Genomic DNA, 23,189 nt, shown 5'->3' with positions numbered 1-23,189 from the left:
CTTTTCTTTCAACCCCTGCCAGGAGATATGATGGCCGACCGATACGAGTTGAGGCTTCCCGCACTTGAAGTGCGCCAAGGTAACCGGAAAATCTACTGCTTTGCCGTCGACGGGAAGAAACTCCACAGCTTCGCCGCCGTCTCCAGGGTCCGCCGCAACGACACCAGCGAACTACAGGGCTACCAGCGGCCCGAGGTCCTCAGTCACATCCGCGGTATCCGCCGCTACCTCGAGTCCGAGCACGCCATGCTCCCCAACGCCCTCGTCCTTGCCTTCGGCGACACCATTCGGTTCGAAACCGGCATCCGCCCGAATGCCGGCGTGGACTACTCAGTCCCCGGAGTTCTGGTGATCCCGGTCGATGAGTCCCTTACCGACGAGGACAAGCCCGCCCTGATCGTAGATGGCCAGCAGCGCAGCGCCGCCATCCGCGACGCGGACCTGGCCGAGTTCCCCGTCGCCGCCGTCGGGTTCATCGCTGACAATCAAGAAGATCAGCGCTCCCAGTTCATCCTGGTCAACTCCACCAAGCCATTGCCCAAGGGCCTCATCCACGAGCTGCTGCCGGAAACCAGCGGCCACCTCCCGCCCGTCTACGCCCGCAAGCGTCTGCCGGCCCAGTTGATGACCCGCCTCAACACCGACGGCCAGGGCCCCTTCTTCGGCCGAATCGCCAGCCCTACCTCACCGCACGGCAATATCAAGGACACCAGCCTGCTGCGCATGCTGGAACACAGCCTCTTCGAGGGCGCCCTCTACCAGTACCGCAACCCCGAGGACGGCTCCGGCGATGTTGAGCGCATGGTGAAGCACCTGCGCGCGTATTGGAACATCGTGAAGGACATCTTCAGCGACGCTTGGAAACTTCCGCCTCGTCAGTCCCGCCTCACTCACGGTGTCGGCATCCAGGCCATGGGCTTCGTCATGGACACCCTCACCGAGGGAATGCCCGCCGAAGGCGTCGACTGCGACCAGGTCCGCAATGCTGTCCTGGGCCTCATGCCGGTGACCGCCTGGACCTCCGGCATGTGGCGCTTCGCCGACGGCGAGCAGCGCCGCTGGAACGGGCTGCAAAACACCCCCACCGACATCCGTCTGCTTACGGACCTGCTGGTGCGTGCCGTCCGCAACTAACCTTGCATACCCGCCCACCGTGCCCTGGCTCCGGGCACGGTGATCCCAGATCTCGCCTGTCGGCCAACTTTTTTGCACCATCCGATGGATGCCCACACTCGGCAGTAGCACGAAGGGCTGCTGCCGCGTATACCTTGCCCACCGAGGGCGCTGGCGTCATGCCTGGCTGGCACGGCGCTTCAAGCACGTGCAATCGAAGCGGATTGGGGAGACGCTCGGCTTCCGGAGCGCGAGTGAGAGGTGCGAGGCGACAGAGAAGTTCCTGGCAACACACGTGCCCTCGCGGGGCGGCAGCACGGTGGCGTCGAGCTGTTTCTCGTCTGGGACGCTGACCCCTGAGAGTTCGTAACACGATAATTTTCGGGCCTTCTTGAGGTGTCGCCAGCAGATCAGACAGCAGGCTAGGGAGAGAAAGGAGTCGTGGAGTTCGGTGTGGCGTTCCCAGCGGACGTCGAGTCACTTGGAGTGGAAGAGCAGGTCGAAGGTCTGCTCGACGACGTAACGGAGTTTGCCCAGGCCCTGGATGTTCAGGGCGACCTTGCCGGATTTGGCGGGCAGGATGCGGCGCTTGCGGATTTCTTCGCGGTTCGGGTTGGAGTCGTAGCCCTTGTCTCCGAGCAGGGCTTCGGGACACCTGCGAGGACGGCCGGCGACGGGTGGAATGCCGTCGACCAGGGTGATGGTCTGGGTGACGTCGTTGACGTTGGCCGCAGTCGTGATGACCTTGAGCGGGGTGCCGCGTCCGCCGCAGATCAGGTGGTGTTTGCTGCCCATCTTGCGCCGGTCGACGGCGACGGACGGGTGTCGGCCCCCTTTTTTTCGCGCAGATGTGGGAGCTGTCCACGCAGGCCCGCGACCAGTCGAGTTCGCCCGCCGCGTTCAGTTCGGCGAGTAGGATGCGATGCAACTGGTCGAAGACGTCGGCCTGCTGTCATCGCTTAAGGATGGCGTCCCGCTGTGTGGCGTAGGGGATTTTCGCGGTTGAGCGCGCGGGTTCTGCTCCCTCGTCTGCGCCGCCTGCCGGTGAATGCTCCCTGCTCAACTGGCAGGTCGCCGTGTAACTGTCCTGAGTGAACGAGGAGTTCGGCCCCGGGGGGGGGGTACACGGTGCCCTTGTCCCAGCATGACCTACTTCGCCTGCTTGAATCATTACGTTCGGCGGATGGTCTTGAGTCGCCCGCGAGGTCGCCGAGCGGCTGCTGCAGGAACTGATCGAGGCCGAGGCCACCACCAAGATTGGCGCCGAGTGGGGCGAGCACACCGACAGCCGCACGACCTGGCGCAACGGGCACCGCGAGAAGACGTTGACCACGCAGGCTGGCGACCTGGGACCCGCCATCCCGAAACTGCGGGCCGAGAGCTTTTTCCCAGCCTGCTGGAACGCCGGTGCCGCATCGACCAGGCCCTCTACGCGGTCATCATGTGGGCATACGTCCACGGCGTCTCCACCCGCCCCGTCGACGACCTCGTCAAAGCCCTCGGCTCGGACATCGGGATATCCAAGAGTGAGGTCTCCCGGATCTGCGCGGACCTGGACGAACAGTTCGACGCCTTCCAGACCCGCCCGCTGGACCACATCCGCTTCCCCTACCTGTTTCTCGACGCTACCTACGTCAAGGCCGCGTCGATCACCGCATTGTCTCCCAGGTGGTCGTCATAGCCGCCGGCGTCACCCAGGACGGTGGCCGTGAAGTCGTCGGCGTCGTGGTCGGCGACAGTGAGACCGAACCTTTCTGGACTCAGCTTGGCGTTTAACATCGCAGGTCAGCAGGACGAGTGACTCGCGATGTTAAACGCCAAGCTAAGAACAGGCTTTCTTCATCGTGCTGTTGGCCAGTGACGCAGTAGTCACAGTGCACCAATCTCCCCATGTCGTTGGTCATCGAGCGCGCAGTGCCCGAGCTGCCCCGCTGTCACGTCGAACACTCCACCTGCACCTGCCGGCCTGAACGGCCGCATCGGGCTTGATCGGCCCAGTTCTAACCTCTTCCCGAGCGGCTCCGCCGACACACTGCTTCGGTCAGAAGCAGCCGATCGCCTTGCATGTACCCCATGGATCGACTATTCCATGGATCGTGAACGGCACGATCACCGCCAACGTGCGCTGTATACCCCGTAGGGGGCAAGGTCGCGCGAGTCGATACGCGGCCGCGGTGACGTAGCGCGGGGCAGGGGGGCTTCCATCATGGTGAGAGGCGTTTTTCCATCGCGGCGCGCAGCAGACCGGTACACCCAGGCGGGGGAACTGTCAGTGGCTCCGTTTACGCTGCAACCAGCTGGATGTGAGCACCTTGTGAAGGAAGTGCAATGTCGAGGCTGAGCGTGGGGGATTTGGTCTTTTTTGCTGCTTATCGGGGGTTTGAGCGGGTCGTCTTGCGCAAGGGAGAGGGTGTCGCGTTTGTCCACTGTGAAGCGATAACGGGATCCCTGCTCCAGGCGCACCATACCGCTGCACAGGTCCATGCACCGACGCGTCGGCCGACCGGTTCCCCAGGCTGCGAGCGCGGTGCTCTGAGTCGACAGTCCGCGCCGTGCAGCGGCCTCGTGGTATGCCGCCCGGGCGCCCCGCCGTTCTTGGACGCCTCGCTGCCTGACGCTGCCGCCACCCAGTGGCCGCCGGACCTGAGTGTGTGCACTCCTCGGTCGTCCCGGCAGTTCGGCAGAATGGTGCTGGGCCGTGCGCATCATCCCCAGCCTTCGGCGGCGCCTGCCCCCGCAGTTCTCTCAGGGGTTGCCCGATGATGACGGATGATGCTGTCCTGTGCCCTCGGTGTGGTGCAGGGATGATCATGCAGTTCGCTTCCCGCGGGCCCAACGCAGGCGCCTACTTCTGGGGCTGCTCGCGCTTCCCGCAATGCCGCGGCTCGCGCTCCGCCGATGGTACGGTCAAGGCGGTCCCGGCCCGCCCCCGCACAACAGTTGCAAGCCGTTCGGTAAGCAGCCCTCGCCCCGCTCGGAAATCGGCACTGCACCGTGGTGACCTGCTCGTATCCAGCGCCAACACGCTGGGGGCCGGTAAGTTGGTGGGCAAGGACGGCGATGGCCTGATCCTCGAGTACTTCGACACCCCAGGACAGCCTCCGGACGAGCGCCGTCGTCACACCGTCCCCAGGAAGGGGCTCAAGCGGTTCACGCTGGCACCCGAGACGCGGGTGTTCTGGCTCACGGGCGCCGCATGGCGCTCCGGGCGCGTCATCGAGGCCACAGCCCATCGGGACATTCACGTGCGGGCGCGCAACTGGGAGGGATACCTTGCTGAAGAGGACCTGTATGTCCGCTGGGACCAGCCGCTGACCGACCCCGTCGGCTTTGCCGACGCCGGACTGCTGGAATCGCCTCTGCTGGCCGACATGCGGCGCCCCTTCCTGCAGAGCACCCTGGCGCAGCGTTCGGCGGCTCATGGCATGCGCGGCGCCCTCTCGAGCGGTATCGAGTTGTACGAGCACCAGGTCGAGACCGTGTGGCGCGTGCTGCAGGACCCGGTGCAGCGCTACCTTTTGGCTGATGAGGTCGGTCTCGGCAAAACGATCGAGGCCGGCCTTGTCATGCGGGAACTCCTGTTGGACCAGTCAGACCTCACTGTGCAACTGATTCTCCCGCCGTTCCTAGTGGAGCAATGGCGCCGCGAACTGTCGGGCAAGTTCCGCACCGGTGACTTCCCGGGCGCCCGCATCATGTACTCCCGCGACGACGCACCCGACACGTGGGTACCGGCTGATCTCGTCGTGGTCGACGAGGCGCACCATCTGGCCCGCCTGGCGCACAGCGAGCAGCCCGAACTGTCCAGCCGCTACACGCGCCTTGCCGCGGTTGCCACTGCCAGCCCGCGCCTGCTGCTGCTGTCGGCGACGCCCGCGCTGCACAACGAACGTACCTTCCTGGCCATGCTCAAATTGCTCGACCCGGCCGTGTACCGGGACACGACGGCCGAGGACCTGCGACGGCGCATGGAGGCGCGTTCCGCGCTGGGCCGGCTGTTCCTTGGACTGCAGCCCCACTTTCCTGGCGTGCTGCTGAACAAGCGCCTGACGGAGATCGGCGCCGCGTTCCCTGAAGACGCTGAAGTCGCCGCCTTGATCGGTGAGGTCAGGCAGGCAGTCGCAGGATCGGACCGGCATGCGCTGGCCGTTGCGATCGGCGCGCTGCGCACCTATGTGTCCGAGGTGTATCGGGTCCACCGCCGGATGCTGCGCACCCGTCGTACCGCTGCGCTGCACGAGTCGTACCGGGTCACCGGGCGTCTGCGCCCCCAGCAGGTGGTTCTTCCCGCATCCGCTTTTGCCGGCCTTGCCTCTCTTTTGGACAACTGGCGCCAGGAGGCTCTTGCTGCTTGTGAGTTCGACGAGGAGGCCCGCCGCGAGGCATCGTCGGCCTTCGCGACGGCCGTGGCATTGTCCTTGGACCCGGACGCCCTGTGCGCGTGGGCCCAGTCCCGAGTGGCCGCCACGCCGGGCGAGCAGGACGCGCTCGACCGCATCGAGAGCGACCTGCGCTTCGTCAGCTGCCGCCGCGACATGGCACGCCCGCTGGCCGATGCACTGACCTACCTGTTCAAAGCACGTGAGCGGGTGGTCATCTTCTGCCCGACCCCGCAGTTGGCAGGGGAGTTGACCGGCGCGTTCAAGGAAGTGCTTCCCGGGGCTGTCTACCAGCACCTGGCGAGCGACTCGCCCGCAGCCTCCGAGCAGGCAGTGCGGGATTTCGAGCAGAGCCGGACGGCAGCCGTCCTCGTTGCCGACCACTCAGCAGAAGAAGGACGCAACCTCCAGTTCGCCGATCTCCTCATCCACGTGGGCCTGCCGCCCAGGGCAAACCGCCTCGAGCAGCGTATCGGCCGGTGCGACCGCTGGGACGCCCGTTGCGAAGGCGGCGCCTGGCGCTCCTACTGGGTGGCCGAGACGACCGACCCGCAGTCGTTTGCCGCAGCGTGGATGCAGATCCTCAGCGAAGGGTTCTCCGTCTTCGACACGTCGATAGCCAGCCTGCAGCATGCGGTGGACGCCGCCACAGACGCCGCCTGGGACCTGCTGTTCGAGCACGGTGCCGATGCCGCACCCGACGCCATCCACATCGTCCGCACCATGCTCGAGGACGAGGTCAAGCGCGTACAGGAACAGGACGCCCTGGACAGCATCGAAGCACCCGCTGACGAGCGCTCGGTGTACGGGCGGATGATGGCATCGGAGAGCCAGGCAGCCTCGTTCGCCGACGTCACCGATGCACTGCTGTCCTCGCAGCGGGCGCCCGGGAACCTGCGGTTCGCCCCCGCAGGCGACCCCGCCCATGCGATCGGCAGCTACGAACCCGTCAGCCGGTTGGCAGCCGGACACGTTCAGATGCCGCTGGTATCCGCAGCACGACTGCAGCGCGACTTCGTGCCGCTCGCAGGACACCGCGGCACCTTCATGCGCAAAGTGGCCGTCGAGCACGAAGACGTCCGCCTCTACCGCTACGGTGATCAGTTCATTGATGCCGTGTCCGACTTCCTGTGGAACGACGACCGGGGGAGAGCTTTCGGCATGTGGCGGTGGATCCCCACCTGGCCCTACGCAGAGCGCCTTGCCTACCGCTTCGACTACGCCATCGAAGCGCAGCCGCTGCAGGCCAGCCCGGGAAGCGACCTGCTCGACCAACTTGCTGCAGCCTGGACCAGCGACCTGGTGGACTTGCCGTCGCTGCGACGCCGCGCCGACGCGCTCTTCCCGCCGCTCATCGCGACCGTGTGGACCGACGCAGACGGCACACCCATCATCGACGGGCGCCACCTCGACGCCCTGCAGGCACGCTATGCCAAGCCGACGCCCGCAGAGCCCGGAGGCGACTACGCGCTCAACTCAGAGCGCATCAAACACGCATACGCATTCATCCCGGCCGACCAATGGGCGCCGCGCTGGCGAGCTGCTGAACACAGTGCCCAGCGCCTGGTCCACAGCGACGACGCCGTAGAGGCGACCCGCACCCGGGCCCTGGCCTTGGCCGAGACCGACATCGCCACCCGACTGCGACAGATGAGACTGCGTGCCGCGCGCTCGGAGGGAAATGAGCGCGCTGAACTGGAAGAAGAAGTGGAAACGGAAGCGCTGGCGGGCCAAGCGCTCATGACAGCCCTCCAGACACCATCGCTCCGCCTGGACAGCACCGGTGTGGTCGTGGTCTCGGGCCGCAGCCCGGAGCAGAACGGGTGCGCGTGACTGCTCAACTCGACATCATCCAGCGCATGGTCCTGGGAAAGGAGGCATCGACAGAACAGCTCACCGGCCCCCACCGGCGGTTCGCCGATGCCTGGCGCTCACCCCTTGCCGGGCCCGCCTTCAGCGGCGACATCGCGGCCCTGCTGGCGCAGATGCTCCGCCATCAAGCCGGCGTGACGGGCCAGCGCCACCACGAACTGGAGATCAACCTCCACGAACGCGGAATCGCCCTGCAGGCGCTCGAGCGAGCACACCTGCGTGTTGAACGGTTCGGCGCTACACGGCACACCGTGCGCCTAGGTGATGCCTGGACGCCCCACTGGCTCCACGGCGACCCCCGCTGGATCGATCTCGCCTGCGCAAGCCCCGGTCTGTTCATCGGCACCGGCAACACCATGGTGGACACCAGCGCCCGCCCGAACAGCCCGGTGCCCGTCGATCCAGCCCTCCACGCGATCGCTCCCGATATTAACCACTACCGCTCACGCAGCCAGGCCAGCGCAGTGCGCACCGCCTCCCTGGCGGACCCGGCCTCCACCCTGCACGTCGTTCTGCCCACAGGCACGGGCAAATCCCTCGTCGGTCTGGCCCCTGGACTGCTTCGTGCACGCGGAACCACCATCGTGGTGCTGCCCACCATCGCCCTGGCACTCGACCAGGAACGCCACCTGCGCAAGCGATTCCCGGCGTCCGTACTCCCTCGCGAACTGGCCTATCACAGCGACCGCATCAGCGAGGAACGCGCAGCCATCAAGGAACGCCTGCGCGAGGGAACTCAGCGGATCCTTCTCACGTCGCCCGAATCCCTCGTACGAGGTTTCACCACGACGCTGCGCACCCTTGCGACAACCGGCCAACTCACCAGCCTGGTCATCGACGAGGCGCACCTGGTGCGTCTGTGGGGCCTGAGCTTTCGGCCAGAGTTTCAGATCGTCGCCTCACTCGTGGGCGAACTGCGAGAACTCGCCATCGGTGCGGGGCACCCCCCGCCACGCGTCACACTCTTGTCCGCAACGCTGTCGGCACCCAGCCTCCGACTCAACGACCGACTCTTCGCTGGCAGCGTCGAGTCATTGTTCGTCGGATCGACCTTCCTGCGCTCCGAACTGCGCTACCTCCTGGGCACCACCACCTCCCCCGACGTCCGGATGGACCGTCTGACCGAGGCGATGCACCATCTTCCGCGGCCGGCGATCATCTACACCACCAAGAAGGAGCCCGCCAGGATCATCGCTGAGCGCCTGAGGGCTGCCGGGTTTGCACGCACCGCCGTCTTCCACGGAGACCTCGGTTCTGCCGAGCGTCTTGGCATCATGCGCGGATGGTCCGGCGACGATGGGCCGACCACGACTGACATCGTAGTCGGTACCAGCGCTTTTGGCCTGGGAGTGGACCAGAACGACGTCCGTACCGTGGTGCATGCGTGCGTGCCTGCCTCGGTCGACCGCTTCTACCAGGAAGTCGGCCGCGCGGGACGCGACGGCCACGCGGCGCTGTCGGTCTGGCTTCCCGCCGTGCCTGACGAGGCCGAAGGCCAGCAAGTCGAAAACGCGACCGTGATCGGGGATGTCAAGGCGTGGAACCGATGGCAAGCCATGCGGGATCAGGACCCGCCCCTGAAGGAGGCGGGCAACGGTTTGGTCCTGGACACCACGGTGGTACCCGAGCACGGCGACGAGCCCTCGGACGCCAACCAACTGTGGAACCGCAACACGCTCGTCCTTATGGAACGTGCCAACCTCATCACCATCGCAAGGCTGGCCGCCCCGGTCGTCGAACGCATACCCGGCGAGTCCGAGCAGGCGTGGCAAGCACGGTTCGACAAGGAGTGGACTGCCTTCGTGAGCCACGTCCCGGTGCGCCTCAGACCGCACGTGGCCAACCTGGACCAGGAGACTCTCGAGGCTGCCCTGCAGCAGACCCGCACGGAGATCAAGAACGCCGAAGCCGCCTCAATTGCGCGCATCACCCGCCTGCTGGCAAGAAGAGAATGCTGGGGACGCGTACTGAGCGAGGAGTACACCTACACGGACATAGGCGCGATGAGGGCCAGCCAGAACGTGGCGCCCGCGTGCTCCGGATGCCCTGCAGAGGGGCACGTGCACCAGCCCACCTTGCACACCGCGCGTCCCCTCGTCGCAGAAGCGCTCATGCCCGACCTCGGCAGAAGCCCCAGCGCAGCCCTGGCGAATCTGGTCGCCGGCCACCGCAGCATTGTGGTCACCTACCCCAGCGGACGCCTCAGAACTGCCCTGAGCAACCTCATCCAGTCATGCGTCACCAACGGCGTACGCGGCATCGTCGCCCCCGCCGCGCTGCTTGGGCTCCCGGCCATCCGTACGGCATCGCGGTTCGCCGACGAGGGCATGGTCGTCGTGGACCCCCTGCCTACCGGTGGGGTGCCTGTGCGCCTCTCGGTGCCGAGTCTGATCCTGATGGACCACGGGCAGACGCCGCCCGTCTCATGGCTCGCCCCCACCAGCGGACCGCTGCGTGTCGTGGTCGTCCCGGAAGACATGCCCGACCCGGCCTATCCAGATGCCCTCATCAAGAACATCCGCAGCCCTCACTGGACCATTGACGACTTCCTCAGGAGACTCTGATGGCTGTTTTGAACCCACCGCGAAGCCTCCCGGCGCTTGGCCGCTCCATCATCAACTTCCTCACCGGATCCCGACGGGCCTGGACCGAGGAAGAGTTGATCGAGGCGTTCAGACCGCCAGGCCTGAACGGGGACAGTTCCTCCTTCGAAGGTGTCGCGCACACCGTGTACACCTTCCGGGCGATCGGGATGCTCTGCAGCGACACGGCCGGTGTGATCACCGTGAGCGACACCGTCGCTGCCACGGGAGGCACCCTGTCGCTGGCGGCGTTCCGCCGGGCACTTCAAAAGCATGCCCTCGATCTGGACCGTGACGGGGACCCGTGGCAGACCGGCCCAGGAGAGAGCCTCACCGGCGGGGCGCGTGATCTGCTGAGAGCGATGTCGTGGTTCCTCGCGCAGGATGCGCTCGGGCGTCCCCTGTCGTGGATCAGCGGCGTTCAGGCCCAGCAGCACGCGCAGTTCCCGGACCCGGACAATGACACCTGGGCCATCACCAACGACACCCGCTGGGGTGCCATCACCCGATGGGGACCGGCACTTGGCCTCGCGGCGCCTTCGCTCGTACAGGCCAGATCGGGACTTGTGCCTCTCCCTGTCGTGGCGATCAACGACGTCTTGGATGAATTGCCTGCAGGACAGGTGCCCATCGGCGACTTCCTGAGCCAGTTGGCGGCCAAACTGCCTGTGCTGCACGGCGGTCTCGTCCGCGCCTCGCTCGTGGCGTCCCTTCCCGACGGAGACCCCGACCCGGGCATCGCACAAGACTGCGCCGACAGTTCGGTAGGCCAGGCTCTGCGCATCCTGCAGGACCGCGGTCGGCTCGTCTTCGACACCCTGCCGGACGCCGACGGCATCCGGCTGTCGCGATTCGACAGCCAACGCCAAACGCACGTCACCCTGGTTCAAGGAGGAAAGCGATGACCTGGCGGGGCACTCTTCCTGCTGCATGCTGGGAGGCCCGTGAGGCCACGGCCATCATTCCGGTCGAGGCGGAGAGCGCCTCTAACGGGGTCTTCCTTGCCACGCACACCTCGATTCCGATCCTCCTGCGCGACCGGGTGGACAGCGCTGTCGGCGGCACCATCGTCGACGAACACAACCTGCGGCGCGCCGTCGAGGAACTGCCGGCGGACCAGCCCATCATCCCCATCCTCGGGAAGTCGGGCACAGGCAAGTCGCACCTGATCCGCTGGCTTCGCATTAACCTGAAGCCCAACGACGCGACCCGGCTGATCTTTGTCCCCAAACACCGCATGTCGCTGCGCGGGATCCTTGAACTCATCCTGGAACACGCCACCAGCGAACGTGCCGCAGAGTTGCGTGCCAAGGTCGCCGCTGCTTCGGATGCAGCTGCGGATGAAACCACAGCGCAGCTCCGCCTGCGCAACGAGTTGGCTGTCCTGGTCGAGACCCGCGGAGCAGACAAAGACGGCACACCCGAGGAGAATGATCTCCGCGCCTTCCTTGCCTCCGCGGAGGGCCTGCCCGCACTGCTTGGCGACCCCGTCTTCCGCAGGCGGTTGCTCGCCGACAACGGTCCCATCGCGCGTCTGGTCCGGGAAAAGCTCTCCGGCAAGGGTTCGGAGGACAAGGAGGACGCGTTCGGTTTCACCGCGGCAGATCTGGACCTTTCGGTCGACGATGTCAGCAAGGCCGGCGTCGACGCCGCGAGTGTTGCCAGCGCACTCGCCAGCGATGCTCCCCTGCGGGACCTGGCAGCGAAGATGCTCAACGAGCAACTCGGGCCGGCGGTCAGTGAGGTCTTCGGGATCGGGGGAGACGACCTCAAGCAACTCCTCGTCGAACTACGCCTCGATCTGCACCTGCAGGGGCTGGAACTCCTCCTCCTGATCGAGGACTTCTCGATCTTTCAAGGCATCCAGGGCGGCCTCATCGACGCAATCACCTTGCTGCCCACCGAGACGCTCGCCCTGTGCCCGATGCGTGTTGTCATGGCCGTCACCACTGGTTACTTCGTCAACCAGATGCCGGAGACGGTGTACACGCGCACCTATAAGGTCTTCGATCTCGAACTTCCTGCGGACAAGACAGCCCCGTTCGACCCCGCACGGTTCGCCGCCCGGTACCTCAACGCAGTACGCGTCGGCTCCCAGGAGATCGACAAGCACCGTACAGGCGAGCGCCCGGAGCCCAACCAGTGTCTGCAATGCCCCGTCCGGGACAAGTGCCACCAGGCGTTCGGGGAGGTTGAAGGTGTCGGTCTGTTCCCGTTCAGCAGGACGGCACTCGACCGGGCCATCCGCAGCCAGTCCAAGGGCGATGCCTTCGTCGCCCGCGATGTGCTGACCCGCGTGCTGCGCCCCGTCCTCCACCGCGACCAGACCGAACTCGACGAAGGTCGCTTTCCCAGCACCGGATTCGAGAGCGACTTCCGCACCGGTGCGCTGGACATCCTCGACAACGTCGAGGATCAGGTCCGGCTGCGCACGCCAGGTGACCCCGCACTCTCCGAGCGCCGCGTGCGGATGGTGCGTTTCTGGGGGCCGGGTCACGGGCCGCAGAACCTGCACCCGACGATCCACGAAGCATTCGCCATACCGCCCCTGCCTGACCTCATCACCGAGCAGCAGACCCTCCCGCTTCAGCCGCCAGCGCAAGAGCCCGTCCGGCCCTTGGACGGTACACAGACACCCATTGTGGTAGACCCGCCGCTGCCCCCGCTCACGCCGCCACCCGCGCGTCCGTCCCCGGCGGCTTCGAAGCCGCCTCTGGTCCAGGCGGTCGACGAATGGCACAAGACCGGCCAGCTTGTGCAGAGCCATCGCAACGATCTCCGGAAGATCGTGCACACCGCCATCATCGGCTGTCTGGGGCTCGAAGACGGATTCGGAGGTGACAGCGGAGACTGGGTAAGGGCAAGGGCAGAACTCGCGCCGAGCTTTGATGCGAACACCTCGATCGCGCTGGACGGCAGCGGCCTGCAGACCGCGCTGATCTCGATCGACCACCGCAACGTAGAGGACGTCCGCGTTCTTCGCGCCCTCGCCTGGGTGAATGCGAAGGAGTCCTGGGAGAACGTGGAGCAGGGCGACGCCCTGCAGAGCCTGTGCGTGAACAAGGTCCAGGAATGGGCGGACAGCGTGTCCGCTTCCCTCCTTCCTGCGCAAGGCGACGACGCCGAACTGGCCCGGCTTGTGCACGCCCTCCTGTCCGTCAGCAGAGTCCTGGGGATCGCCGACTCGTACAAGAGCGACGCACTCAGCCGGGTCAAGGCGCTCTTCGCCAGGCCGTCGAAGCTGGCCGATCCTGTGCAACGGCCCTACATACGACGACTACAAGACCGCTACACCAGTGCTGACCCGAAGGCGGATCGCAACCTCCTTCAGCGGCGGCTGCTCCGCTTGACGTCCTACCGCCAGGGCACCGGCAAGCCGCTGGCCATTGACCTGCCGCGCCTGGTGCGCGCAATACGCGACGACGCGGCTGAGGCGCCCTGGCCCGCGCACGTCCCCGAGCAGATCAGAAAAGTGGCGGACGACGTCAAGAAGCGAACCACCATGCTGGATCCGGTGCTCGACGAAACCCGACGGCTGGTACCCGACGTGAGCGATCTCGGCGGTGACGTCGCCGAGGTGGCTCATGCTCTCAACACCCTGCTCTCCGACCTGGCGGCGCTTGGCCGGTCAGCCAACTCGATCAACCCATCCGCCCTCCACGACGCGGTGAAGTCGGTGAAAGCCGGTGATTTGAAGAAGGTGACAGACCTGCGTAAGGGCCTCGACGCCTGGCCCACCCTCACCGCCGATCAGCGCCTGCGCCTGATGACCCTGGACGAAGGGCCGGCCCTGCGCATCCGAGCCTGGCTCGACCCTGCGCTGGAAGCCGTCAACGCACTGGAGCAACAGCTCCAGGCCGGACCCGCCTCGGAAGCTCAGCGTGAGTACGACGAGACCCTCCAGCGGCTCGTGGCCGGGCTGGAGACCTTGAGCCGTGAGGTTATGGACGTGGTCGGACCCGAGGGGGGCGCATGACGCTCATCGAACGAGTTCAGCGTCTGCGTGTGGCAGCGATCGCTGCCCATGACGAGGACAAGATCAACCGCCGCACCGGCGAGTTGGCCGGGCAGGCCGAGAGGGTCGAGACGCTCATCGAGACGGTCCAGCGCCTCCGCCGGGGCGTGGCCGAACTGCGCTCAGCCCATGCCGCTTTCGACGCAGATCTCGGTCTGCGGGCCGCTCAACTGGCCGCAGACCTGCACGTGCTCGCAGAAACGCTCCCCGGCCAGGATGCCGATACCCCACCGCAAGCACTGAAGGTGCATGTCAAGGCAGTTGATGGTTTCGTGAAGGGCCTTCGCGAGTCTGTCGAGCAGGCATGGACTGCTGAACGCAACCGTGAGGTACCGGTGATCAATGAGGATCTCGTCGCTACGCTGAGCAAGAGCGGGATCGACGTGGAAGAGATCCGCATCAAGATCGAGAAGGCGCATAGCGTGCTCAATGTCCTGAAGAACCTCGCTGTCCCCGAAACGGGTGACATCGCGAGGCTGGCCGCGGCGCTGGAGAGCCTCCAGGCATGCGGCAAGCAGATCACCGCACTTGTTGACCCGGTCGTCGCCCGAGCGATCACGGGCGCCCTAGAAGCCGCCGGGACGCCCTTGAACTCCTTCACTCCGGAGGTCCTTGCCGGGCTGTCGAGGCTGGGAATTCTGGACCGCTTCAGGGTGAGGCTGCGGTGACTCTTGAGACCGAGAGCGAAATCCTCGGCGTCCTCGAAGCACATGAGGACCTCCTGCTGTCCTGGGGCGTTGTCGACGGCGGATTCACCGACGACGAACTGCACACCCACGTCGATGACGTCCTCATGGAGCGCTGCGAACTTGACACCGCCCAGGAAGCAATCGAGGCCCTCGAGGATAAGGGCCTGATCATCCGCGATAATGCGGTCTCACCGCCACGGTGGCGTACTCGCAATGGCGAGACACTGCGTCTGCTGGCCCGGCTGCGCCAGATCTTCCCTTCCGGTGACCCAACCACGGCCTGGCGCCAAGGCGCCTCGATCGTCTCGGACTTCCGCTACGCCCGGCGCCCCCGCGCCTACCCCAGGCGCGACCAGTCCAGACACGCCGTCATCGACGGCACCGATGCGCTCCATGACCTCTACCGCCAGGTCATCGACGCCATGACGTGGCGAGAGCCCCAGCACGCCGATCTCAGCGGGTTCCAAGTCCGTGCCAGCCGCCAGATCTTCACGGCCCTGCAGTCCAACATCACCACCGCCACCGTCGTGGGTGCTGGCACCGGAAGCGGCAAGACACTCGCCTTTTACCTGCCGGCCTTCGCCTACCTGACGGGACTCCGGGACGAGTCGGCATGGACGCGTGCGCTCGCCGTCTACCCGCGCAACGAACTCCTCAAGGACCAACTCAACACCGCTTTCGCCAACGCCCGGCGGCTCGATGACCTGTGGAAGAAGACCAACGGCAGGCCCATGACCATCGGGGTGCTCAACAAGGACACCCCGACCAGCATCAAGAGCCTGACGGCCTCCTATTCCGCATGGACGAAACGGCCCGAAGGCTTTCAGTGCCCTCACTTCACCTGTCCCGGTGACGGATATACCGGGTGCGGGGGCACACTGTTTTGGTCTGAGAAGGACGCCAGGGCCAGAACGGAACGCCTGACCTGCGGCACCTGCAAGCGTGTGTTCGACGACTCCGTGCTGGTCCTGACCCGGCATCGGATGAGTCAGCGGCCGCCGGACGTGCTGTTCACCACCACCGAGATGCTCAATCGTGGTCTGTCCGACCTGTCGCTGGGCAAACTGTTTGGTGTCGGCGCGGCCAAGAAACCCCGCTTGATGCTGCTCGACGAGATCCACACCTACAGCGGCACCACCGGCGCCCAGGCAGCCTTCGTCCTGCGGCGCTGGCATCACTCTCTGCGCAGTCCGGTCACCTTCGTCGGATTGTCCGCAACGCTGTCGAACGCCGTTCGCCACATGGCCGATCTGACGGGTGTTGACGACGGACTCGTCACCAATATCGAACCGGACGCAGACGAGATGGAGTACGAGGGCGCCGAATACATGGTCGCAGTGCGTAGTGACCCCACCAGCGGCGCCTCCGTGCTCTCCACCACCATCCAGACGGCGATGCTCCTCCCGCGCGTCCTCGACCACCCGGGAGAGCGCACATCCCAGGGACTTCTGGGCACCAAGGCGTTCGTCTTCACCGACGACCTCGATGTCACCAACCGGCTCTTCTTCTACCTCCTCGACGCGGAAGGCCAGCGCTACCGCGCCCCCCGTACCCAGCAGTTCAAAGACCCCCTGGCATCCCTGCGACGTCCCGGGCAAGACAACCTGACCGACCAGCGGCACGCCGGCCAGGTCTGGGACCTGCCGGTGAAACTGGGCCATGCCCTTGACCGCCCCGGCCTCAACGTGAGCCGGACCACCTCGCAAGACGCGGGAGTCGACACCGCGTCCCAACTTGTCGTCGCAACCGCCTCGCTCGAGGTCGGCTTCGACGATCCAGACGTCGGTGCCGTGCTGCAGCACAAGGCGCCCCGCGGCGTCGCCGCATTCCTTCAGCGCAAGGGCCGAGCCGGCCGAAGCCGCCGCATGCGCCCGTACACCGTGGTGGTGCTCTCCGACTACGGACGCGACCGTGCCACCTACGAGGCTTGGGACGCACTGTTCGATCCCGTCCTGCCCGAACTGGTGCTTCCCATCCGCAACCGGGCGGTCCTGCGCATTCAAGCCACCCTGGCGATGCTCGACTGGCTGGCGGATCAACTGCAGCGCGATCACCGGTACGCAAAGCTGTGGCGGGACTTGAAGGGTCTCGCCGATCCGGACTACCCAGACAACCGCAAGGTCCAGAAGACGGCCGTCGCCATCCTGCGCGACCTGCTGCGCGACCCCGGCCGCCAGCGCAGCCTCCGTCTGTGGATCGAAGGCGCACTCCAGGTGCCCGAGGAGTTGGCCGCCGAGATCCTGTGGCACCCCCCTCGCCCGCTCATCCTGGCGGCCGTGCCCACGCTGGCCCGACGATTGGACAACGAGTGGGCCGTTGCGGAGGACCACACGTACGCCAGGGGCAAGGACACGATGGGCAAGAATCCGCTGCCCGACTTCTTCCCCGAGAACCTCTTCAGCGAACTCGCGCTTCCCGAAGGGCACGTGGTCATACCCCCACAGCAGCCGTGGGAGAAGGAACCCGAACTGCAGGCGATGGGCCTGGCTCAGATGCTGCGCGAATACGCGCCGGGACGGGTGTCACGGCGCTTTGCCACCCGCAACCTCGAGCACCGGCACTGGATCCCCGTTCCCTACGGGCAGCGCGAGACCGTCATGGACCTCGCCCCTGTCCTCCAGGCGCACCATCGGGAGGAGGCCGCCGTCGTCGAAGTCGGCGGAGTCCCCACCCTCATCCCCATCGTCCGTCCCGACAGGGTGGAACTCCAACTTGCCCCGCCAGAACTCAAGGATGCTTCCAACGCGGCCCTGGTCTGGCGATCCCAGTTCCTGGAGAGGGGCCTCGGCCTAGTCGCCCGCCTCCCCCTGTCGGACCCCATTGGCGGCCTCATCGACGAAGCACGCTTCTTCCTGCACGCTCAAAACGCCCACGTCGAGGTCCGCCGTCTTGCCGTCGAGAGCGAGGCCAGTTTGGTCTTCGACCGCGGCGGCGAAGCCCGGGTCAAAGCACAGTTCTCGCTCGATGACGAGCGGGTCGGTCTCGGAGCCGCCTACGACGTGGACGGCCTGCGCCTGACTATCACGGTGCCGGACGTGATTGCTCCACCCGGCGACCTCGACCCGGCTCTGCGCAGCGCCTGGTTCCAGCACGTTCTGACGAACGACCCCGAACTGCTGAAACAGATGAACAAGTTCCAGCTGGAATGGCTGCACCAGACCATCGAGTGCATGCTGCTGATGTCCGCCGTGACCGATGGCACGCCGCTTCCCCACGCCTACCAGACGGTGCGGGAAACCTTCGCCGACCGGTTGACGGACACCCTGAGGGCGATGTTCCGCAGTTCGGACGTCGAGGAGAGCGAAAGCGCCACACTCGGCCGAGTGGGCGAGCGACTGCGTCAACTCCTCGCCGACAGAGACATCATCGCCCGTCTGGACCACCTGACGGACCAGATCTGGAACCCCGACCCCGCACGATTCCAAGCCTGGCTGCGTCAGCGCGTCCTTGCCACCCTCGGACAGGCCGCTCTGTGGGCCGCCCGGGAGATCTGCCCCGAGCACGACCCCGAAGGCATCATCGTCGACATAGAACCCGGCTACGCCTTCGACGGCACATGGCGCCACGGCCAGGTCTGGCTCACCGAAGCCTCGATCGGCGGCGGCGGCTTCATCGAAGCGCTGGCGACGCGCGTACGCCCCGATCCGCGGCGGTTCTTGCGGCTGATTATGAGAGCCGTCCAGCCCTCCACCAGCGAACTGGTCGACGCGCACATGCGGCGGATAGTGCGCTACACCACCGAGCGCAGCGACTGGCTCGACCTCGTTGCCGCATACCGGGGCTCGGCGACGCAGGCGGACCGGGTGCAAAACCTTGACCGCATACGGGCACAGTTGCGCGCCTCAGGCATCCACGGCGCGGAGCAGTCCGTCGTCTCGAGCCTGGCGAACCGCCTGCTCCGGCCCGGATCGACCGCACAGACGGACCAGGCACTACGCACCCTCATCGACGAGTGGGAGGTCCAAGAGCAACGTCTGGGCTTTGAAATCTCGCCGCGTACCTGGGCTTATCTGATGCGTCAGAGGCACGACTTGGACGCCGGACTGAACCTGTCCGCGAACTCCTCGGACCGCCAGCGTATCGACGCCATCCAGAGCGCACTCTGGCCACGCGGATGGGCCATACGCTCCGGAGCACTGCAGTCGTGGAACCCCTATTTCGACAATCCGCCGACCGCACCCGATCTGATCCGGGGGCTGTTCACGTCCACAGACGACCTCATCAGCGTGACAGATCCCAACGCGGACAACCTGGTGCGCACGCGCCTGGCTCAACAGGGATCCGCCCAACTCATCGCGCCTCCCGAGGACGTACCCGCTCTGGCAGACATGCTGGTGGATCTCTCGATCCGTGCCATCGAAACGGAATTCCTCCAGGTGTTCCCACGAGTCGTCGAGATCGACCACCGCTCTGAGGGCAGCGTCGTGGCCACGCTCGAACTTGCCGAGGTGTCCGCATGAGAAGGATCACCACCCTCGGGGCCGGTGAGACCCGGCAACTCACCGATCTGCTGCAGAACCTCCTGGTGGCCGAGCTGCTGGCGCCGTCAAGCCGCCTGTGGGTACTGTCCCCGTGGATCTCCGACATTGTCGTCATCGACAATGCATCCGGACAGTTCAAGAGCGTGCTCCCCGCCTTGCCGGCCCGACCCATCCGGCTGACGGAAGTACTCATCGAACTCGCCCGCCGAGGCTCGGACGTCCGAGTGATCATGCGCGACGAGCCGCGCAACGCCGTCATAAAACAACGCCTCACCAACCTCGCCCCGGTGGGGCCACGGCCGACCCTGCTCATCCGGAACACACTGCACGACAAGGGCATGGTGAGCGACCGGTTCCACGTTCACGGATCGATGAACTTCACCTTCTTCGGCCAGAGAGTGAACCAGGAAGGCGTCACCGTCGTATCCGACCCCGACCAGATCGCCCGCGCTTGGGTCGAATACCAGAACAGGTACCAACCATGAGCGTCGACTTCAAGGAATTCTTCGGTCCAGGCAACGACATCACGCCCACACGGGTAGACCCGAACCTGCAACTCATCCTCGAGAGTTTCATGGCAGGCATCCAGCAGCGCCAGATCGGATTCCTGCCGCGAAGTTTTCATGGCCGTCTGTGGTGGTACGGCTTCGCACCCACCCCGCGCCAGCAGCGTGAGACACTCGCCCTCCTCGACAGTTGGATCGGACCCACCTTCAGCGACCTGCCCCGCCAACGCGGTGCCCTCAACCCGACTGACCCGTTCGACGCCGCACTGGCAAAGGGACCTGTCAAGCCACTGCGCTTTGAAGTGCTGCCCCGACAGACAGCGGATTCGAAGGCGTGGGTGCACGCGCGAGGCCAGGTGCGCGACGCTCTGCTGGTGCTCAGCAAACTCCTCAACGGCCGGCCGCCTTCGGAGTTCGACGCCCCCCGGACCACCGTCGAGGTCCTCGACGACCTCGGACACTCCATCGCTGCCCGCGACCGTACTGTCGCCTTGGCCTGCCTGCGCGAACTTGAGGCGACCGCCGATCTCGACCAGTCGAACCTGGCCTTCCTGCGACTGAGGCTGTTCGCTGGACTCGAGGATTGGAAGGCCGTTCTCGGGGACCGGGATCTCGACCACGTCCTCGCTATGCGCCGTCCCTTGAGCGTCACCCAAGTGATTCAGCAGGCGGTTTACGCCAGATGGTTCGCCCCGCACGACGCAGTCGGCAAAGAGGAAGAAATACTCGGTGCCGTTGCCGAACTCCCTGCGGCGTTCCGGCCGCTGTTCTCAGGCACCCCGACAACAAGTCGGGCGCAGGCCGTCGTGGAGTTTCTCATCGCCGTCGAAGACGACGCGGGAGACGACACCCTCAACCGACTCCTCGACGAAGCCGGCACGATCGAACCCGGCCTCCCCGCCCATCTGCGCAATGTGCTGCACCTGCACCGGGAACAAACTCCTCAGCCCACCGCCCCGTCGGAGCCACCTACTCCCCTGGATCAGCCCGGCGCCCCGAGCGAATCGCCCCTCGAGCGCGCGACCGGGATGATGGCCCGGGGCGAACTTCAGGCAGCCATCGAACTCGCGCTGACGCTCGAACCGAGCTTGCACGTGGCATACCTGCTCCTAACCTGTGCGCGCGACCTGCAGTCACCACAGCAAGCAGCATTGGCACTTGAATACATCTCCAGGCATCACCTGCATGGCTCGATCGCCGGAGCGAGTGCACGCCTGCGCGATGATCTTGCCTGGCTGGAGCAGTTCACTCAAGACGGACCCCGCTTGGACTGGCGTACCTGGCTGGATGCTCTGGAAGAGGGCCGTGGCAGCGCGGCACTGGCTGCCGGCCCCGAAATTACTGATGTCTGGACGCCGCTGAGCAACAGTGCACTGATCGTATGGCTTCACGATGCCTCTGACGAAGTACTCGGCAAACTAGGTGAGATCGGAGGCCAGTTCATGGCGGCGCACCGCGACATCTTCACTGAAGATGGAGCAGCCGAACTCAGCGAACGTGTCCTTGCCGGTCTCGCGCTCAGCGGCAAGAACTCGGCTGGCGTTCGGGTGCAGACCCAAGCCCTGCTGGACTATCTGTTGTCTGCCAACCCCACATCCGCGGTGTTCGCCTCAGCGCTTGAGTGGACCGATCTCATCATCTCCGCGAACGTCTCAGCTGTGACCACGACGTGGGCGATCGACATACTGCAGACGGCGACAGCTACATCGGCAGCGGCAACGAACCCCGCCACTGTTGATTTCTTCTACAAGATCACCAATACGGTAAGGCCGTTTAAGACGGCACTGGACCCAACCGACATTGAGGCCATCAAGCTTATAGCCGGCGAACTAGGAGTCGGCGTCCCGGAAGACTTGCTCGCCGAGCAGGTACAGGACGCCGATCCCGGAGCGCCGTACCGCTACCTGCAGGACTCAAAGGTGGTGCTGTACTCCCTCACCGAATCGGCCACCACCCGAGTTGCACAGGTACTGCGTATCTTGGTGCCCAAGATCGACATCGAGACGAGTGCCGAACATGACGGCAGCAGCAAACTTGCCGCACAGGCAGCCAACGCTGACGTCTTCGTCGTGGTGACAGCATCGGCGAAGCATGCCGCCACCGACTTCATTACCGCCAAGCGGGGAACGCGACCAGTCGTGCTCGTTAACTCTCGGGGCTCGTCTGCTATCTTGCGCGAACTCGCGGAAGGTTGAGCCGGCCGCACTCTTCGTCTGAAAGTGGGAACACAATGCCTCCAACCGCAAGGTCTGAGTCCGCGTCGAGCATGCCTTCGCCCGGATCAAGACCTGGAATATTCTTCGCGACTTCCGCTTGAAGGGAAAGGTAGTTCACCACGTCATGCTCGGCATCGCCCGCCTGCGTAATCTCGTCCTCGCCGGGCGATGCAGAAACCAGCAGGTCACCCAGTACGTCATGAAAGCCCCCCTCCACGTAGCCTGAGGCGAGGGGGACGACTCCCTCCGGCGAGCCTTCCCGGTAGCGGGACTTGAGTTCGTAGAGTCCCCACCTGGCATGTGTCCGAGAAGTTGCCTGAATCGAATCGGACTCGTCAGAGCTGATCCTCATGATGAATACGTGTGAAATGGTGTGGCGGTCGTGCTCCCAGCGGTTGAGATCCTGTGATTCAAGGACTCCATAGACAGATCCGAAGCGGGGGTTAGTGATGTGAAGCCACTGGGTGAGGTAGTGAGCGGCTCCGTCTCGAAAATCTGTGCCAGGTGCGAGTAATAGTTGAGGGATGGTCCAACCGTTGCAGCAACCGCCGCACAGCATTAGGCGGTCCTGTTCGTCGAGGAGGAGCAGGTAGACGCGGCGGTCGATGAGTCGCTGTGGGTTGGAGGAATTGGGCACGCTGCAAGACCGCACAGCTAGCTATTCAAGTAGCAAGCCGTGTGCGCTCCTGAGGGTGAGCCCCTCACCCTCAGAGTGCCAGGTGTGTGCGGCCAGTCGGGGTCTCCCTGCTATCGCGGGCGTCCACAGATTGCGGTGTGTCACGCCTCGTTCTGTCGAGTGCGACACGCGTCGTGAGCTGCAAAAGCATAGAAGAGGCGTTTGGGATTCAGCGCTGCAACGTTTGGGGGCGCCACATAGCATCGCGCCTGACCTGCGGCGACGCAATTTTCCATAGACCCACGAAGGCGCAGGGCCGAGGTGGTGGTCACCATGCCGGCGGACCCGGGGGCGGTGCGTGAGGTGCTCCGCGCGGCCGGGCCGGTGCGCTCGTCGTGGAGATGTCGACCGTCGGGCCCGCCGCCGGGGCCGCGCTGCGGGACGAACTGCCCGACGGCGTACGGCTGGTGGACGCGCCCGTCCAGGGCAGCCTGCCCCAGGCGCGGGCCGGCGGGCTGGACATCGGCGCCGCCGGTGAGGACGCGGTCGCGGCCAAGGAGGTGCTGGAGTCGCTCGGCACCGTCTGGCACGTCGGCGGCCCGGGCGCCGGTGTCGCGCTCAAGATGGTGGTCAACGGCATGACCGTCTTCGCCTTCGCGGCCATGGGCGAGTCCCTGCGGCCGGCCGGCCGACCGGCTCGGGTTCGCCGCGGACGCGCTC

At 65.6% G+C, this 23,189-nt stretch carries 10 protein-coding genes and 3 pseudogenes; 11 read left to right on the top strand and 2 right to left on the bottom strand.

Annotated features, from left to right (window positions below; all coding sequences use genetic code 11):
• Positions 1-30: 30 nt before the first annotated feature.
• Positions 31-1,134, top strand: coding sequence for a DGQHR domain-containing protein DpdB (gene dbpB, locus AB0898_RS09490; RefSeq protein WP_366802273.1), 1,104 nt, complete (start codon positions 31-33; stop codon positions 1,132-1,134).
• A 456-nt stretch (positions 1,135-1,590) separates the two neighbouring features.
• Here the strand turns inward: dbpB and AB0898_RS09485 are convergent.
• Positions 1,591-1,911, bottom strand: a pseudogene (locus AB0898_RS09485) (transposase); the annotation flags it as partial.
• 330 nt (positions 1,912-2,241) lie between these two features.
• Here AB0898_RS09485 and AB0898_RS09480 point away from each other — a divergent pair.
• The 9 genes and pseudogenes from AB0898_RS09480 to dpdD all read left to right on the top strand — a co-directional run.
• Positions 2,242-2,874: pseudogene (locus tag AB0898_RS09480) on the top strand (transposase); the annotation flags it as partial.
• A 1,043-nt stretch (positions 2,875-3,917) separates the two neighbouring features.
• Positions 3,918-7,325 carry a protein DpdE gene (gene dpdE, locus AB0898_RS09475; RefSeq protein ID WP_366802272.1) on the top strand — a complete coding sequence of 1,136 codons (3,408 nt, stop codon included), beginning with the start codon at positions 3,918-3,920 and terminating at the stop codon, positions 7,323-7,325.
• On the top strand, positions 7,322-9,928 hold the full coding sequence (dpdF, locus tag AB0898_RS09470) for a protein DpdF (RefSeq protein WP_366802271.1): 2,607 nt from the start codon (positions 7,322-7,324) through the stop codon (positions 9,926-9,928). The genes dpdE and dpdF overlap by 4 nt, the downstream gene beginning before the upstream one ends.
• Positions 9,928-10,851 carry a protein DpdG gene (dpdG, locus tag AB0898_RS09465; protein ID WP_366802270.1) on the top strand — a complete coding sequence of 308 codons (924 nt, stop codon included), beginning with the start codon at positions 9,928-9,930 and terminating at the stop codon, positions 10,849-10,851. The genes dpdF and dpdG overlap by 1 nt, the downstream gene beginning before the upstream one ends.
• Positions 10,848-13,922, top strand: a complete 3,075-nt coding sequence (dpdH, locus tag AB0898_RS09460) for a protein DpdH (RefSeq protein ID WP_366802269.1) — start codon at positions 10,848-10,850, stop codon at positions 13,920-13,922. Before dpdG ends, dpdH begins: the two co-directional genes overlap by 4 nt.
• On the top strand, positions 13,919-14,629 hold the full coding sequence (locus AB0898_RS09455; RefSeq protein WP_366802268.1) for a hypothetical protein: 711 nt from the start codon (positions 13,919-13,921) through the stop codon (positions 14,627-14,629). Before dpdH ends, AB0898_RS09455 begins: the two co-directional genes overlap by 4 nt.
• Positions 14,626-19,110, top strand: coding sequence for a protein DpdJ (gene dpdJ / locus AB0898_RS09450; protein WP_366802267.1), 4,485 nt, complete (start codon positions 14,626-14,628; stop codon positions 19,108-19,110). The genes AB0898_RS09455 and dpdJ overlap by 4 nt, the downstream gene beginning before the upstream one ends.
• Positions 19,107-19,616, top strand: a complete 510-nt coding sequence (dpdK, locus tag AB0898_RS09445) for a phospholipase D-like domain-containing protein DpdK (protein ID WP_366802266.1) — start codon at positions 19,107-19,109, stop codon at positions 19,614-19,616. Before dpdJ ends, dpdK begins: the two co-directional genes overlap by 4 nt.
• A complete protein-coding gene (gene dpdD, locus AB0898_RS09440; RefSeq protein WP_366802265.1) occupies positions 19,613-21,832 on the top strand; it encodes a protein DpdD in 2,220 nt (739 codons plus the stop codon). Before dpdK ends, dpdD begins: the two co-directional genes overlap by 4 nt.
• Here dpdD and AB0898_RS31855 read toward each other — a convergent pair.
• Positions 21,804-22,490, bottom strand: coding sequence for a hypothetical protein (locus AB0898_RS31855; protein WP_407078314.1), 687 nt, complete (start codon positions 22,488-22,490; stop codon positions 21,804-21,806). The two genes, dpdD and AB0898_RS31855, sit on opposite strands and share 29 nt — an antisense overlap.
• Positions 22,491-22,855: 365 nt before the next feature.
• Between AB0898_RS31855 and AB0898_RS09430 the strand changes: the two are divergent.
• Positions 22,856-23,044: pseudogene (locus AB0898_RS09430) on the top strand (NAD(P)-binding domain-containing protein); the annotation flags it as partial.
• Positions 23,045-23,189: the final 145 nt, after the last annotated feature.

This window comes from Streptomyces sp. NPDC005435 (assembly GCF_040703155.1).
Taxonomy (GTDB): Bacteria; Actinomycetota; Actinomycetes; order Streptomycetales; family Streptomycetaceae; genus Streptomyces.
The sequence above is the reverse complement of the archived record's forward strand: the minus strand, read 5'-3'. Positions and strand labels throughout refer to the sequence as shown.

Excerpts from the sequence above, each read along its gene's own strand:
- dbpB (WP_366802273.1), top strand. The coding sequence starts at position 31 with ATGGCCGACCGATACGAGTTGAGGCTTCCCGCACTTGAAGTGCGCCAA.
- dpdE (WP_366802272.1), top strand. The coding sequence starts at position 3,918 with ATGATCATGCAGTTCGCTTCCCGCGGGCCCAACGCAGGCGCCTACTTC.
- dpdG (WP_366802270.1), top strand. The coding sequence starts at position 9,928 with ATGGCTGTTTTGAACCCACCGCGAAGCCTCCCGGCGCTTGGCCGCTCC.
- dpdH (WP_366802269.1), top strand. The coding sequence starts at position 10,848 with ATGACCTGGCGGGGCACTCTTCCTGCTGCATGCTGGGAGGCCCGTGAG.
- AB0898_RS09455 (WP_366802268.1), top strand. The coding sequence starts at position 13,919 with ATGACGCTCATCGAACGAGTTCAGCGTCTGCGTGTGGCAGCGATCGCT.
- dpdK (WP_366802266.1), top strand. The coding sequence starts at position 19,107 with ATGAGAAGGATCACCACCCTCGGGGCCGGTGAGACCCGGCAACTCACC.
- dpdD (WP_366802265.1), top strand. The coding sequence starts at position 19,613 with ATGAGCGTCGACTTCAAGGAATTCTTCGGTCCAGGCAACGACATCACG.